At 60.3% G+C, this 14,011-nt stretch carries 12 protein-coding genes; 10 read left to right on the top strand and 2 right to left on the bottom strand.

Features of this window, described 5'->3' with window-relative positions; all coding sequences use genetic code 11:
• Positions 1-95: 95 nt before the first annotated feature.
• The 5 genes from BWR59_RS04160 to BWR59_RS04135 all read left to right on the top strand — a co-directional run bounded on the left by BWR59_RS04160 (position 96) and on the right by BWR59_RS04135 (position 6,776).
• Positions 96-776, top strand: a complete 681-nt coding sequence (locus BWR59_RS04160) for a TIGR04211 family SH3 domain-containing protein (protein WP_081564362.1) — start codon at positions 96-98, stop codon at positions 774-776.
• A gap of 211 nt (positions 777-987) precedes the next feature.
• Positions 988-2,322: an MFS transporter gene (locus BWR59_RS04155; RefSeq protein ID WP_081564361.1), complete on the top strand. Its 1,335-nt coding sequence runs from the start codon at positions 988-990 to the stop codon at positions 2,320-2,322.
• A 354-nt stretch (positions 2,323-2,676) separates the two neighbouring features.
• Positions 2,677-4,401, top strand: coding sequence for a gamma-glutamyltransferase (ggt, locus tag BWR59_RS04150; RefSeq protein ID WP_081564360.1), 1,725 nt, complete (start codon positions 2,677-2,679; stop codon positions 4,399-4,401).
• 231 nt (positions 4,402-4,632) lie between these two features.
• On the top strand, positions 4,633-5,571 hold the full coding sequence (gene folE2, locus BWR59_RS04140; protein ID WP_081564358.1) for a GTP cyclohydrolase FolE2: 939 nt from the start codon (positions 4,633-4,635) through the stop codon (positions 5,569-5,571).
• A 50-nt stretch (positions 5,572-5,621) separates the two neighbouring features.
• Positions 5,622-6,776: a DUF1624 domain-containing protein gene (locus BWR59_RS04135; RefSeq protein WP_081564496.1), complete on the top strand. Its 1,155-nt coding sequence runs from the start codon at positions 5,622-5,624 to the stop codon at positions 6,774-6,776.
• Between the two features lie 38 nt (positions 6,777-6,814).
• On the opposite strand, the gene BWR59_RS04130 is transcribed toward BWR59_RS04135, so the two are convergent.
• On the bottom strand, positions 6,815-7,966 hold the full coding sequence (locus tag BWR59_RS04130; RefSeq protein ID WP_081564357.1) for a MalY/PatB family protein: 1,152 nt from the start codon (positions 7,964-7,966) through the stop codon (positions 6,815-6,817).
• 188 nt (positions 7,967-8,154) lie between these two features.
• Here BWR59_RS04130 and BWR59_RS04125 point away from each other — a divergent pair, with 188 nt between their 5' ends.
• A complete protein-coding gene (locus BWR59_RS04125; RefSeq protein WP_081564356.1) occupies positions 8,155-8,772 on the top strand; it encodes a hypothetical protein in 618 nt (205 codons plus the stop codon).
• Positions 8,765-9,487, top strand: coding sequence for a hypothetical protein (locus tag BWR59_RS04120; protein WP_081564355.1), 723 nt, complete (start codon positions 8,765-8,767; stop codon positions 9,485-9,487). The genes BWR59_RS04125 and BWR59_RS04120 overlap by 8 nt, the downstream gene beginning before the upstream one ends.
• Before the next feature lie 48 nt (positions 9,488-9,535).
• Here BWR59_RS04120 and BWR59_RS04115 read toward each other — a convergent pair whose 3' ends face one another.
• A complete protein-coding gene (locus BWR59_RS04115) occupies positions 9,536-10,693 on the bottom strand; it encodes an aminotransferase class V-fold PLP-dependent enzyme (protein ID WP_081564354.1) in 1,158 nt (385 codons plus the stop codon).
• Between the two features lie 214 nt (positions 10,694-10,907).
• On the opposite strand from BWR59_RS04115, the gene BWR59_RS04110 reads away from it, so the two are divergent.
• The 3 genes from BWR59_RS04110 (at position 10,908) to BWR59_RS04100 (ending at position 13,974) form a co-directional block, all read left to right on the top strand.
• Entirely contained in the window at positions 10,908-11,369 is a 462-nt protein-coding gene (locus BWR59_RS04110) for an Lrp/AsnC family transcriptional regulator (RefSeq protein ID WP_081564353.1), read from the top strand.
• Between the two features lie 116 nt (positions 11,370-11,485).
• Entirely contained in the window at positions 11,486-12,247 is a 762-nt protein-coding gene (locus BWR59_RS04105; RefSeq protein ID WP_081564352.1) for a GntR family transcriptional regulator, read from the top strand.
• Positions 12,244-13,974 (top strand): fumarate reductase/succinate dehydrogenase flavoprotein subunit, encoded by a 1,731-nt coding sequence (locus BWR59_RS04100; RefSeq protein ID WP_081564351.1) that lies wholly within the window; start codon positions 12,244-12,246, stop codon positions 13,972-13,974. Before BWR59_RS04105 ends, BWR59_RS04100 begins: the two co-directional genes overlap by 4 nt.
• The last annotated feature ends 37 nt before the right edge of the window (positions 13,975-14,011 follow it).

Below are 14,011 nucleotides of genomic sequence, written 5' to 3'. Positions count from 1 at the left end.
GCAGCGCGTCCCTCGTCGCTGCCGACCAGGCTTTTTGTCCATTGCACGCGGCCCGACCATCCGGCCTTTCTTTTTTATTTTGTCGAAGATCACCCATGTCCCTAACTCGTCCACTTTCAGTTTCCGCTTCTCAATCCTCCCTGTTGCCGGGCGCTCGACGCCGTTTGCTCAGTGCCGGCCTGGTGGGAACCCTGTTGACCGTAGGTATCGCAAGTCAGGCCCAGGCCGAAGGCAAGGACCGGTGGGTTACCGACACCCTCAGCACTTACGTCCGTAGTGGCCCCACCGATGGTTATCGCATCGTCGGCACGCTCAAATCCGGCCAGAAGGTCGAACTGCTTAATACCCAGGGCGACTACAGCCAGGTGCGTGGCAACTCAGGCGATACGGTGTGGCTGCCGTCCAGCGACCTGCAGGAAGTTCCCGGCCAGGCCGAGCGCCTGCCGCAACTGACGCAACAGGTCGCCGACCTCAGTGCTCAGCTGAAAACCATCGACGATGACTGGAAGACCAAGGTTCAGGGCATGCAGGAGACCCTGGACTCACGCAAGAAGCTGGTGGATGAACTGGAGTCCCGCACCAAGGACCTCAACGCACAGCTGACCGATGCCCAGTCAGAGCTGCGCTCGACCCAGGCCAAACTGGGCGACGAGAACAATCAGGTGTTGATGCGCTACATGGTCTACGGCGGCAGCATCGCCGGGGCAGGGCTGTTGCTGGGCCTGATCCTTCCGGCATTGACCCGTGGGCGCAAACGCAACGATCGCTGGTTCTAAGCGGGTTCCAAGAAGCACCACCGCCTTTCCTCTAGCGATGGGGCTTGCCGACGGTAGCGGTTCGAAAGACGCTGGCGCCGGCAAGCCTTGCTGCTACAAAAATCGCAATAACCAGCCGCTATCGATTGTTGAAGATTTGTCATTGGGAATTATCGGACGTCTGCTCTAGTTTCGGCTGGCACGCAGATTCACACCCCCGATAGGCATAACAATGACAATAAAATCTGACTCGGCCGCCGCAGCGGCTATCGAAAGCGCCATCCGCAAATGTCGCTGGAAACTCCTGCCGTTTCTGGCGCTCATGTTCGCGCTGGCGATGATCGACCGCTCCAACGTTGGCTTCGCCAAGGCGGCATTGCAGGCTGACGTGGGCCTGAGCAACGCCGCCTTCGCACTGGGCGCGGGGATCTTCTTCATTGGCTACGCGATCTTCGAGGTGCCGAGCAACCTGATGTTGCATCGGGTCGGCGCCCGCGTCTGGCTGAGCCGAATCATGATCACCTGGGGCCTGGTGTCGGCCGCCATGATGTTCACCCACAGCGAAACCAGCTTCTACGTATTGCGTTTTCTGCTGGGCGTCGCCGAAGCGGGTTTCTCGCCGGGCGTCATCCTCTATCTCACTTACTGGTTTCCGGCCCGTCGTCGCGGTCAGGCCATCGGTATCTACTATTTCGGGCTGCCGTTCGCGCTGATGCTGGGCAGCCCGCTGTCGGGCTGGCTGCTGGAAATGCACGGCGTGTTCGAGCTGACCAACTGGCAGTGGATGTTCCTCGTCGAAGGCCTGGCCGCCGTGGTCGTGGGCATCGTCGCGCTGTTCTACCTCAAGAGCAAACCTCAGGATGCCAGTTGGCTGAGCGCCGAAGAAAAAGCCGCGCTGAGTGCCGAATTGCAGGCCGAAGATCAACAGAAACTCAACCATGGCCCGAGCAACCTGCTGGCGATGGTGCGTAACGGTCGCGTGCTGAAGTTCGTGCTGATCTATTTCAGCGTGCAGGTCAGCGTCTATGGCGTGATCTTCTACCTGCCAACCCGCATCGCCGAGCTGCTGGGCACCACGGTGGGATTGAAGGTCGGCATGCTCACCTCGATTCCGTGGCTGTGCGCCGCCGTGGTGATGTTCTTCGTCACTCGCTACGCCGACCGCAGTGCGCGTCATTTGCCGATGGCGATGTGCATGCTCGGCATGGCGGCGCTGGGCATTGCGGCGTCGACGCTGCTTGCCAGCCTGCCACTGGTGCTGCTGTCGTTCTGCTTCGCGGCCGCAGGCTTCGTTACCGTGCAGCCATTGTTCTGGACCTTGCCCACGGGGTATCTGGGCGGCGTTGCGGCAGCGGGCGGTATTGCGCTGATCGGCTCGCTGGGCAATATCGGCGGTTTCGTAGCGCCAATGCTCAAGGCCAACATGGAGATCTGGGTTGCCGACCCGCGCGCGGGTATGTTGTCGCTGTCGGCGGCAGGTGTGGTCGGCGTGATCCTGCTGTGGAGCTTGCACACGCAAAAGCCGGCACGATCGGTTGAAGCGCCGGGCGTGCTGGCCTCACGCTGATCGTCGCTCGCGCCCATCACGTCCTCCCAGCCCGGTTCCGTTGACGCCCGTCGACCGAACCGGGTTCTCACGTACACCCCCCTTTACCTGCACGGCCTGACGACAGCTCATGGGACGAACGTCCCAGTAAACCGTGCTGGTTCTTTTAAATATCCTGTCATTGGTACTCGTTAAGTTCTGCGGTACGCGCTATTTTGGTGCGGTCGTAACCGACGCTGTTGTACCTCTAACCGCTCCAACAAATGTGCATCTGCAGTTGCAAGGATGCCGGGCGAGTTCGCGAGAGGGGAAATCCCGTCACGGCTCGACCCGTTCATGCTGTTCCACATTCAAAAGAAAAAAGAGAGTCGACACATGAAGTACGAACCCTTGGCCAAGTCGCTGATTGCGACAGCGCTTACCCTCGCTTTCTCATCCTCCTTTGCAGCTTCCGTCGCGCCAGTCGCCGCCGAAAACGGCATGGTCGTGACCGCACAGCACCTCGCAACCCATGTTGGCGTGGACGTTCTCAAGTCCGGCGGCAACGCTGTCGACGCCGCAGTGGCCGTCGGCTATGCGCTGGCGGTGGTTTACCCGGCCGCGGGCAACCTGGGCGGTGGAGGCTTCATGACCATCCAGCTCGCCGACGGTCGCAAGACCTTCCTCGACTTCCGCGAAAAAGCCCCGCAAGCCGCGACCGCCAACATGTACCTGGACAAGGACGGCAACGTCGTCCCTCATCTGAGTTCCAAAGGGCATTTGGCTGTGGGCGTTCCCGGCACCGTGTCCGGCATGGAAATGGCGCTGCAGAAATACGGCACCAAGAAACGCGCGGAAGTCATCGCCCCGGCGATCAAGCTGGCCGAGAACGGTTTCCCGCTGGAGCAGGGGGACATCGATCTGCTGCACACAGCCACTGACGAGTTCAAGGCCGACAAGGACCTGAGCCCGATCTTCCTGAGCAAGGGCCAGCCGATGCAGGTTGGCGAAAAGCTGGTGCAGAAGGACCTGGCGAAAACCCTGAAAGAGATCTCCGCCAAGGGCAGCGACGGCTTCTATAAAGGCTGGGTGGCCAAGGCCATCGTTGATTCGAGCAAGGCAGGCAAGGGCATCATCGTTCAAGCCGACCTGGACAAGTACAAGACCCGTGAACTGGCGCCCATCGAGTGCGACTACCGTGGCTATCACGTGGTCTCGGCGCCGCCTCCAAGCTCCGGTGGCGTGGTGATCTGCGAGATCATGAACATCCTCGAAGGCTACCCGATGAAAGAGTTGGGTTATCACTCGGCTCAAGGGATGCATTACCAGATCGAAGCCATGCGTCACGCTTACGTCGACCGCAACAGCTACCTGGGCGACCCGGATTTCGTGAAGAACCCGATCGACCATCTGCTCAATCGTGACTACGCCGAAAAACTGCGCGCAGCCATCGAACCGCAGAAGGCCGGCGTGTCTCAGGAAATCAAACCGGGTGTCGCGCCCCATGAAGGTAACAACACCACTCACTACTCCATCGTCGACAAATGGGGCAACGCGGTATCGGTCACGTACACCCTCAACGACTGGTTCGGGGCGGGCGTGATGGCGAGCAAGACCGGGGTGATCCTCAACGATGAAATGGACGACTTCACCTCCAAGGTCGGCGTACCCAACATGTACGGCCTGATCCAGGGCGAAGCCAACGCCATCGCACCGGGCAAGACGCCGCTGTCGTCGATGAGCCCGACCATCGTCACCAAGGATGGCAAGGCCGTGATGGTCGTCGGTACGCCGGGCGGCAGCCGCATCATTACTGCAACCCTGCTGACCATGCTCAACGTCATCGACTACGGCATGAACATCCAGGAAGCCGTGGATGCTCCGCGTTTCCACCAGCAATGGATGCCGGAAACCACCAACCTGGAAAACTTCGCGGTGAGTCCTGATACCCAGAAGATCCTCGAAAGCTGGGGCCACAAGTTCACCGGCCCGCAAGACGCCAACCACTTGGCGGCGATCCTGGTCGGCGCGCCATCGCTGGGTGGCGAACCGGTTGGCAAGAACCGTTTCTACGGGGCCAACGATCCACGTCGTAACACCGGTCTGTCGCTGGGTTACTGAAGCAACCCGATTCTGTAGCCGTCCGGCTCACCGGCGGTGGCGCCTTTGAAATCGCCACCGCCGGCGAGCTGGTTGGCTGCAAGGGGGCTGTGGGCGCCAGCGCTTGGCATTTGAAACGGCTCCCAATGGATTTTCGTTGCCTGAATGCCTGCATTGAGTGTTATGTTATAACTCTGTGCGGCGAGCACTCTGTGTTCGCGTGGCTTTCGCGTTTCGAGAATCCAGTCCCCCATGAGCAGCCCACTACCTGACGTCGCTTCTTCCGAATTATCCCAGGCATTGCTGCCCCTCGATTGGGTGGGCATGCAAGGCATCGATATTCCCCTGATCCTCGACGAGCCCGGTGTCGACGCGCCGGTGCATGCGCGAGCGGACTTGCATGTGAACCTCCCGGTGCCGCAGATCAAGGGCATTCACATGTCGCGGCTGTACACCTTGCTTGATCGCTTCGCCGAGCATCACGCCGTCACCCCGGCGAGCCTCGCCGCGCTGCTGGAACTGATGGTGTCGAGCCACGCCGATTGCCATTCCACTCAGGCCAGATTGCGCCTGGGGTTTGAGTTGTTGTGCAAGCGCCCGGCGTTGATCACCCAGGGGCTGAGCGGCTGGAAGTCCTACCCGGTGATCATCGATGCGCAATGGCAGCAGGGCCGTCTGGACCTGGACGTCAGTGTGGAAGTGACGTATTCGTCGACCTGCCCCTGTTCGGCGGCGTTGTCGCGACAATTGCTCGAACAGGCCTTTCTCGCTCATTTTGGCGCGCGCCCCGTGGACAGCAGCGAAGTGGCGGCGTGGCTGCGCCAGAACGGCTCCCACGCCACGCCCCACAGCCAGCGCAGCGTGGCCAGGGTTCAGGTGCGCATCGATGAGAGCGCGCAATGCCTTGGCTTGCTCAACCTCATCAATGGTGTAGAAGACGCGTTGGGCACGCCGGTACAGACTGCCGTCAAACGTGCCGACGAACAGGCATTTGCCCGACTCAACGGGCAAAACCTGATGTACGTGGAAGATGCCGCACGCAAGATTCAGCAAGCGCTGGCCGGGCACTTCCCGAGCAGCAGCGTGGCGGTCAGACACCTTGAAAGCCTGCATCCACATGACGCGGTGGCGTTTGCATCCAGCGGCTTGGCGTTCTTGCCCAAGGCCTCGGCAGAGGATCGTCTGGGGTGAGCACATCTACATTCGAGCACAAACCCCATTCTGCGAACGCGCCGACGGTCTTGCCCGGCGCCTCGCTTTCCCTTGGCAGGCTGCAATCGATCGACGCGTTGCGCGGATTGATCATCGTTTTCATGCTGTTGGACCATGTTCGCGAAACCTTCTTTCTGCACCGTCAGCTGGCGGACCCGATGGACGTGAGCAACACCAGCCCGGATCTGTTTTTCAGCCGCACGCTCGCGCATTTCTGCGCCCCGTTATTCGTGTTTCTCACCGGGCTCTCGGCCTTTCTCTATGGCGAGCGCCGTACGGGAACGGGCGAGGTCGCCGGTTTTTTGTTCAAGCGGGGTCTGATCCTGATCGCTCTGGAACTCACGCTGGTGAACTTCGCCTGGACCTTTCAGTTTCCGCCGACAGTGATTTATCTGCAGGTGATCTGGGCTATTGGCCTGAGCATGATCGCCCTGGCGGGACTTGTCGCATTGCCACGCGGGGCGCTGGCCGCCCTTGGGCTAGTTATCATCGCCGGCCACAACCTGCTGGACGATGTACATTTTGCCGCGGGATCGCTGATGCACATTCCCTGGGCGATCCTGCATGACCGCGGCTGGATAGAGATTTGCGACACCTTGCGCCTGCGAACATCCTACCCGGTGCTGCCATGGATCGGCGTCATCGCGCTGGGATACGCGGCCGGCCCATGGTTCGCCAAAGGCGCCGATCCGCAAAAACGCGAGTTGAACCTGATCGCCTCAGGCTTCGGTCTGTTGGCACTGTTTCTGACGTTGCGCGCGCTCAACGGTTATGGCGAAAAACCCTGGGTCGCAGGCGAAACCACGGTCCACAGCGTGATGAGCATCCTCAACATCACCAAATACCCACCGTCTTTGCTCTTCATTTGCCTGACGCTGGGTTTTGGCCTGTTGCTGCTGGCGTGGATGGAGCGACGCGGTAGCGCGCGCTGGCTGAAGGTTCTGGCGACATTCGGTGCAGCACCGATGTTCTTTTATCTGCTGCACCTGTATGCGCTCAAACTGCTGTATCTGGCCGGCGTTGCCATCTGGGGAACCAACCAGGGGCGTTACTTCGGTTTCGACTCGGTCGCAGCATTATGGGGCTGTGCGGCGCTCCTCAGCGGGCTGCTGTTTCCGGCAGTGCGTTGGTTTGCCGAACTCAAGGCCCGACGCCGCGACATCCTCTGGCTCAAATATTTCTGATACGCCTGCAAGCGCTGGGGGTGTGAGCCGCCGTGCTGTCAAGCGCGGTCCTGCAAACTGCGCTCCATGCGCGCCAGCGCTTCTTCGAGCATCGGTCGTGGGCAACCGAAGTTCAGGCGCACGAACTGGCTGCACTCGTCGCCGAACTCAGGGCCGGCGCTGAGCGCCACCTTGGCTTCGGTGAGGAAGAATGTGTGCGGGTTCACCAGCCCCAGACCTGAGCAATCGAGCCAGGCCAGATAAGTGCTCTGCGGCAGGTTCATCGTGATGCCGGGGAAGCGGGTCTTGATGGCATCGGCCAGATAATCGCGATTGTCCTGTAGATAGACGGTGACCCGCGCCAACCACGGCGCGCCCTGGCTGTACGCTGCCTGAGTCGCTTCCATTCCCAGTGCATTGACGCTGTCGACCAGTCCCAGCCGCCCGCTGTCGAAGCGCTGGCGCAATTCGGGGTTAGCGATCACGGCGAATGCGGTTTTCATCCCGGCGATGTTCCACGCCTTGCTGGCAGACATCAACGTGATGCTGCGCGCGGCGATTTCCGGACTCAGGGAGGCAATCGGCGTGTGGCGACGGCCATCGAACAGGATATCGGCGTGGATTTCGTCGGAGATGATCAGCACGTCGTTGTCGACACAGGCCTGACCGATGGCGCGTAACTCTTCACGTTCGAAGACCTTGCCCAGCGGATTGTGCGGATTGCTCAGGAGCAGGGCGCGGGTGGCGGGCAGGGCGCGTTTCAGCGCTTCAATGTCGGTGGGGTATTGGCCATTGGCATCGGCGTGAAAGGGCAAGTCGATGCGCGGCAGCTTCCAGTTGGCGGGCGCGTGCAGCAATGGTGCGTAGTTTGGGGTCTGGACCAGCACGCCGCTGCCAGCGGGCAGCAGTGCGTTCAACGCCATATTGACGCCAGGCTCTACGCCGGGCAGAAACACCAGTTCTTCGGGCAGCACCTGCCAGTCGTATTGCGCCGCCAAATGCGCCACCAGCGTCTTGCGCAGGCTGTCCTGGGCCACGGAATAACCCAGCAGCGGATGCTGCAGACGTTCGGTCAATGCCTGAATGATCGGCTCGGCCACCGGGAAATCCATGTCCGCCACCCACATCGGCAACACGTCCTCGGGGTAGTGGCTCCACTTCTTGCTGCCGGTGTTCAGGCGTTGAAAGGTGCTGTTCAGGTCCATGCTCATCTCTGTCGGAATACGCTGATGAGCGATTGTGCCAGAGTCACGACGCCAAGTTCACTTGTCGGTACCCTGCCAGCTTCAATATGCAAAGTAACCTTTTTAGGTTACTTTATTAAATGTAACCTTTTTAGGTTACTTTCCCCCATTTTCACCTATAGTCAATCCACCAACGATTGCCAACGGGGCTTTCCATGACCACTCAGGCTGTCCTCACCGGCGACCTTACGCACTCACAAATCGTGAGCGACACTCAGGCTTACCTCAGCGGTCTCAAGTCAGTATTGGCCGCGCTCAAGAAAACCTACGGGCTGACCATCGACACCTACCGGGGGGACGGTTTTCAGGTGGTACTCAAACACACCCACCAAGCGTTCGAATGCGCACTGGCGATTCGCGCGGGCCTGATTGCGGCCAGTCCCGCAGGGGAACGCTGGGATGCACGGATCGCCGTCGGGGTCGGCGCCGCCACGGTCGGACGCACTTACGGCGAGGCGTTCGTGCTGTCAGGGCAGGGGCTGGACGGGATGAAGAAGCTGAGCCTGGCACTCTTCAGCCACGACGCATCCCTGCTGCGCGGCGCGGAACTGGTCACCGAATTCGTGGCCGCCATCGTCGACAAGTGGACGGTGGTCGAGGCGCAGGCCTATCACGCCCATTTGCTGGGCGTTGGCGATCAGCAGAGCATTGCCGAGAATCTGGGTAAATCCCGCGTGGCCATCAACAAGGCATTGCAGCGCGGCCAGGCTCGCCTGCTGGACCGTTACCTGACGTGCACGCGGCAATGGCTGCTGGAGGTGGCGGATGCGTGATGGGTCATTAGTGTTGCTGGTGTTGATACTGGCGAACATGCTGCTGGACTTTGGCAGGACCCAGTGGCGCGAACGACGTCGTCAGCCGTTCACCGCCCTGCAGAATGGGCTCATGACGGTGCTTCAGGGCGCAGGGGTAGCGGCGCTGCTGTACGCCTTCAACCGTTCGGGCGTGCCGGCACTGATGGCCGGGATAGTCTTCGCACTCTCTTGGGCAGCGATCCGCTGGCTGATGGCGAAAGTGCAATCACCCTTTGCCTTTGTCTTGCAATTCTTCTTGCAGGTGATGGTGTTGACAGTGATCTGGCTGACGGCCCAGGGGTACTGGCATTGGGCACTGGATTCGACCAAAGCGCTGTTCAATGCCCGCAATCTGCTGTTTGTGCTGGGGTATGTTCTGGTGCTGCGGCCTACGGGTGCGCTGATCGGTGCAGTGTTGACGCCATGGTTGGCCAGCGTCAGCAGCAAGGGATCGTTGAAGAAGGCAGGCACACTGATCGGTTATCTGGAGCGGGCCCTGATTCTTACGTTCGTGCTGCTGGATCAGTGGGGTGCCATCGGTTTTCTGCTCACCGCCAAAAGCATCCTGCGTTTCAACGACATCAAGGGCGACGAGCAGCGTTCTCTGAGCGAGTACGTGTTGCTCGGCACGTTGGTCAGTTTCGCGGTGAGTATCGCAGTCGGTCTGACGGTGTTGAAACTGGCAGGAAAGTAACCTCAACAGGTTACTTTCGCCAATGTAACCCCTAGAGGTTACTTTCGATCACCAGAACGTCGTGGGCTGGCTGTTGACCCGTCCTGCAATGGCAGCGATGGCTTTTTCTACATCCTCGGCCTGAGTGTATCGGCCCAGGCTCAGACGCAGACTGCTACCGGCCTGGCCCTGAGTAAGACCAAGGGCCAGAAGCACATGGGAAACAGCGCTGCTGGCGGAGTTGCACGCCGAGGTCGAGGAGACCGCCAGATCGTTTGCCAGACTCATGACGCTGAAACCGGGGCTATCGACGCAGATGTTCAGGGTGTGAGGGATGCGTTGCCGGGGATCGCCATTGAGGCTGACCCCCGGCAGTTGCAGCAGGCCGTCACGCAGGTGTGCGGACAACTCGCCGATACGCAGGACTTCTTCCGCCATTTCGGCGCTGGCCAGCGCATAAGCAGCACCCATCCCGACGATCTGGTGCGTAGCCAACGTGCCGGAACGATAACCCTGCTCATGCCCGCCGCCGTGCATCTGTGCCTCCAGTAAGGTTCGCGCGCGCTCGCCGACATACAACGCGCCGATGCCTTTGGGGCCATAGGTCTTGTGCGCCGAAAACGACATCAGATCCACGGCCAGGGCCTTGAGATCGATGGCCAGTTTGCCCGCGCCCTGGGCGGCGTCGACATGGAAAATCGCCCCATGGTCACGGACCATCTGGCCGATGGCGGCGATGTCGGTGACGGTACCCAGTTCGTTGTTGACCAGCATCAGCGACACCAGCAGGGTGTCATCGCGCAATGCCTGCCGCACGGCCTCGGGCTGGATCAGGCCCTGGTTGTCGGGCTGAAGCCAGGTCACCGGAAAACCGGCTTGCTCCAGTTGGCGCACGGTGTCGATGACAGCCTTGTGTTCGATAACGCTGGTGATCAAATGACGGCGCGGGCCCTTGGCGCCTTGCGCAATGCCCTTGATGGCGAGGTTGTTGGATTCGGTTGCACCAGAGGTCCAGATCACCGATTCAGCGTCGCTGCCGATTAGCTCGGCCACCTGACGCCGCGCCAGTTCGACGGCCTGACGTGCCTGATTACCATAAGTGTGAGAGCTGGAAGCGGGGTTGCCAAAGGTGCCTTCGCGGCCCAGACACGTGACCATGGTCTGTATGACGCGATCATCGACCGGTGTTGTGGCTGCGTAATCGAAGTAACAAGGAAGTGTGCTCATCGGGGGAGAAATCCGCGCTGTCCGTAATGCTGGAGATACTACCGGCGTGAAGGTGAAAAAAAATTGATATGTGAACGTTGATTTGTCTCATGGTTAGATTATTTTCCGCACTTAAGCTCGCTCAGGAGAATATGATTTCGCGCTTAGCAAAATATGGCCTATCTTTATCGCCTCAAGGCATATCACCTGCATTCCAGAACCAGAGCGGCATCGTATGGACAAGTTCGATCAGGCAATCCTCGGCATCCTGCAAAACGACTGCACCCGACCCATCGCCGAAATCGCCGACAGCATCGGCCTGGGCAGCACGGCCTGCTGGCGCCGTGTCCAGAAACTCGAAGAGCAGGGCATGATTCGCGGCCGTGTGGCCTTGCTCGATCCGGCGCAGTTGAACGTCTCGGTGACGGTATTCGCGGCGATTCGGACCAATCAACACAACGCGCAGTGGCTGGGGCGGTTTCATGACCTGATCGCGACCTTGCCCGAAGTGGTCGAGTGCTATCGCATGGCGGGGGATACCGACTACATGCTGCGCATCGTGGTCCCGGACATCGCCGGGTACGACGCGGTGTACAAGAAACTGATCCAGCTCTCGGGGATCACCGACATCAGTTCGAGCTTTGCCATGGAGCAGATCAAATCCACCACACAGTTGCCTTTGGGTTACGTGGGCTGATGATGCAGGTTGAGGCGCCTGCCATTGCGCACTAACCATATATCCAAACGGTATTTCCAGAGGCCTGCTTAAGCTGTTTAAGATCACGTCATAACTCGTTATGACAAGTGATGCCAATGACGGATTCAACCACGACTTTATCCCCTGTTTCCAGCGTGCCACTGCACAGTCAGCTGCGTGATCTGCTGCGCGGGCGAATTCTCGACGGCGAATATGCGCCGGACAGCCAGATGCCTTCGGAAAGCGAGCTGGGCGCGATGTTCAAGGTCAGTCGGATCACGGTGCGCCAGGCACTGGGCGATCTGCAGAAGGAAGGGCTGATCTTCAAGATCCACGGCAAAGGCACCTTCGTCTCCAAGCCCAAGGCGTTCCAGAACGTCAGCACCCTGCAAGGCCTGGCCGAATCCATGACCGGTCGCGGCTACGAGGTGATCAACCGTCTGCGCAGCTTTCGCTTCGTCCCCGCCGACAAACTGGTGGCCGAGCGCTTGAACGTCGCCGAAGGCGAGACCGTCACCCAGATCAGGCGGGTACGGCTGATCAATCGTGAACCGGTGTCCCTTGAAATTACCTGGCTGCCGAAGCATCTGGGCGAGCGACTGGAAAACGCCGACCTAGTCACCCGCGACATCTTTCTGATTCTGGAAAACGACTGCGGCCTGACATTGGGCCACGCTGACCTTGCCATCGACGCGGTGCTGGCGGACAGCGACCTGACCCAGGCGCTGGAGGTCGAAACCGGCTCGCCGATCATGCGCATCGAGCGCCTTACCCACACCGCCGACGGCCAGCCGGTGGACTTTGAACATCTTTATTACCGAGGCGATGCATTCCAGTACCGCCTGCGAATCGACCGTCACCGAGAGGCTCAGTCATGACGCGCCAAGTGCTTGAACAGGAATATGACATCGTGGTGATCGGCGGCGGCACGGCCGGCCCGATGGCAGCGATCAAAGCCAAGGAACGCAACCGCGATCTGCGCGTGCTGTTGATCGACAAGGCCAACGTCAAACGCAGCGGCGCGATCAGCATGGGCATGGACGGCCTCAATAATGCGGTCATTCCCGGGCATGCCACGCCGGAGCAGTACACCAAGGAAATCACCATCGCCAACGACGGCATCGTCAATCAGGCCGCGGTGTATGCCTACGCCACCCACAGTTTCGAAACCATCGAGCAACTGGACCGCTGGGGCGTGAAGTTCGAGAAGGATGAAACCGGCGATTACGCGGTGAAGAAAGTCCACCACATGGGCGCCTATGTATTGCCGATGCCCGAAGGCCACGACATCAAGAAGGTGCTGTACCGCCAGCTTAAGCGGGCGAGGGTGACCATCACCAACCGCGTGGTCTGCACTCGGCTGCTGACCGACGCCGAGGGCGCGGTGAATGGCGTCATGGGCTTCGATTGCCGCACCGCCGACTTCCATGTGATCAAGGCCAAGGCGGTGATTCTGTGCTGCGGCGCTGCCGGACGCCTGGGCTTGCCGTCGTCGGGTTACCTGATGGGCACCTACGAAAACCCGACCAACGCTGGCGACGGCTACGCCATGGCGTATCACGCAGGGGCTGAGCTTGCGAATCTGGAGTGCTTCCAGATCAACCCGCTGATCAAGGACTACAACGGCCCGGCCTGCGCCTATGTGACCGGACCGCTGGGCGGCTACACGGCCAACAACAAGGGCGAACGCTTCATCGAGTGCGACTACTGGAGCGGGCAGATGATGTGGGAGTTCCACCAGGAACTGGAAAGCGGCAACGGCCCGGTGTTCCTCAAGCTCGATCACCTGGCCGAAGAGACGATCCAGAACATCGAGGAGATTCTGCACAGTAACGAGCGCCCCAGTCGCGGCCAGTTTCACGCCAATCGCGGCACCGACTATCGCAGCCAGATGGTGGAGATGCACATCTCGGAAATCGGCTTCTGCAGCGGGCATTCGGCGTCGGGGGTGTGGGTCAACGAGCGCGCCGAGACGTCGGTCAAGGGCTTGTACTCGGCAGGCGACATGGCGGCCGTGCCGCACAACTACATGCTCGGCGCGTTTACCTATGGCTGGTTCGCAGGCAATAACGCGGCGGACTATGTCGCCGAACGAGGGTTTACCGAGGTCGATGCCGGCCAATTGGAACGCGAGCAAGCGCGGGTCTATGCACCGCTGGACCGCGAACATGGCCTGCCGCCCGCGCAGGTCGAATATAAGCTGCGGCGGTTCGTCAACGATTACCTGCAACCGCCGAAAGTGACGAAAAAGATGCAGATCGGCCTGCAGCGTTTCAGCGACATCGAGCGCGACCTCGATCAACTCAAGGCCAGCAATGCCCATGAATTGATGCGCGCCATGGAAGTCAGCGTGATTCGCGACTGCGCGGAAATGGCCGCTCGCGCCTCGCTTTATCGCACCGAAAGCCGCTGGGGCCTGTATCACCATCGCGTCGATCATCCGCTGCGCAACGACCGCGACTGGTTCTGCCATACCCACCTGAAAAAGGGCGATGACGGCAGCATGGTGAGCCTCAAGAAACCGGTCGAGCCCTATATCGTGGCGCTGGACGCCGAGGAAATGCTCGCCTATGACCGCCTGCGCGTGGGGGCCGATGCCGCCTGAAAACCCTTGAAACCTTGCCCAGACAGAGAGCGCGACA

Origin of the sequence: Pseudomonas sp. Bc-h (genome assembly GCF_002080045.1) — a bacterium.
Lineage (GTDB): Bacteria > Pseudomonadota > Gammaproteobacteria > Pseudomonadales > Pseudomonadaceae > Aquipseudomonas.
The sequence above is the reverse complement of the archived record's forward strand: the minus strand, read 5'-3'. Positions and strand labels throughout refer to the sequence as shown.

Excerpts from the sequence above, each read along its gene's own strand:
- BWR59_RS04155 (WP_081564361.1), top strand. The coding sequence starts at position 988 with ATGACAATAAAATCTGACTCGGCCGCCGCAGCGGCTATCGAAAGCGCC.
- BWR59_RS04100 (WP_081564351.1), top strand. The coding sequence starts at position 12,244 with ATGACGCGCCAAGTGCTTGAACAGGAATATGACATCGTGGTGATCGGC.
- BWR59_RS04125 (WP_081564356.1), top strand. The coding sequence starts at position 8,155 with ATGACCACTCAGGCTGTCCTCACCGGCGACCTTACGCACTCACAAATC.
- BWR59_RS04160 (WP_081564362.1), top strand. The coding sequence starts at position 96 with ATGTCCCTAACTCGTCCACTTTCAGTTTCCGCTTCTCAATCCTCCCTG.
- folE2 (WP_081564358.1), top strand. The coding sequence starts at position 4,633 with ATGAGCAGCCCACTACCTGACGTCGCTTCTTCCGAATTATCCCAGGCA.
- BWR59_RS04105 (WP_081564352.1), top strand. The coding sequence starts at position 11,486 with ATGACGGATTCAACCACGACTTTATCCCCTGTTTCCAGCGTGCCACTG.
- BWR59_RS04130 (WP_081564357.1), bottom strand. The coding sequence starts at position 7,966 with ATGAGCATGGACCTGAACAGCACCTTTCAACGCCTGAACACCGGCAGC.
- ggt (WP_081564360.1), top strand. The coding sequence starts at position 2,677 with ATGAAGTACGAACCCTTGGCCAAGTCGCTGATTGCGACAGCGCTTACC.
- BWR59_RS04110 (WP_081564353.1), top strand. The coding sequence starts at position 10,908 with ATGGACAAGTTCGATCAGGCAATCCTCGGCATCCTGCAAAACGACTGC.
- BWR59_RS04115 (WP_081564354.1), bottom strand. The coding sequence starts at position 10,693 with ATGAGCACACTTCCTTGTTACTTCGATTACGCAGCCACAACACCGGTC.
- BWR59_RS04120 (WP_081564355.1), top strand. The coding sequence starts at position 8,765 with ATGCGTGATGGGTCATTAGTGTTGCTGGTGTTGATACTGGCGAACATG.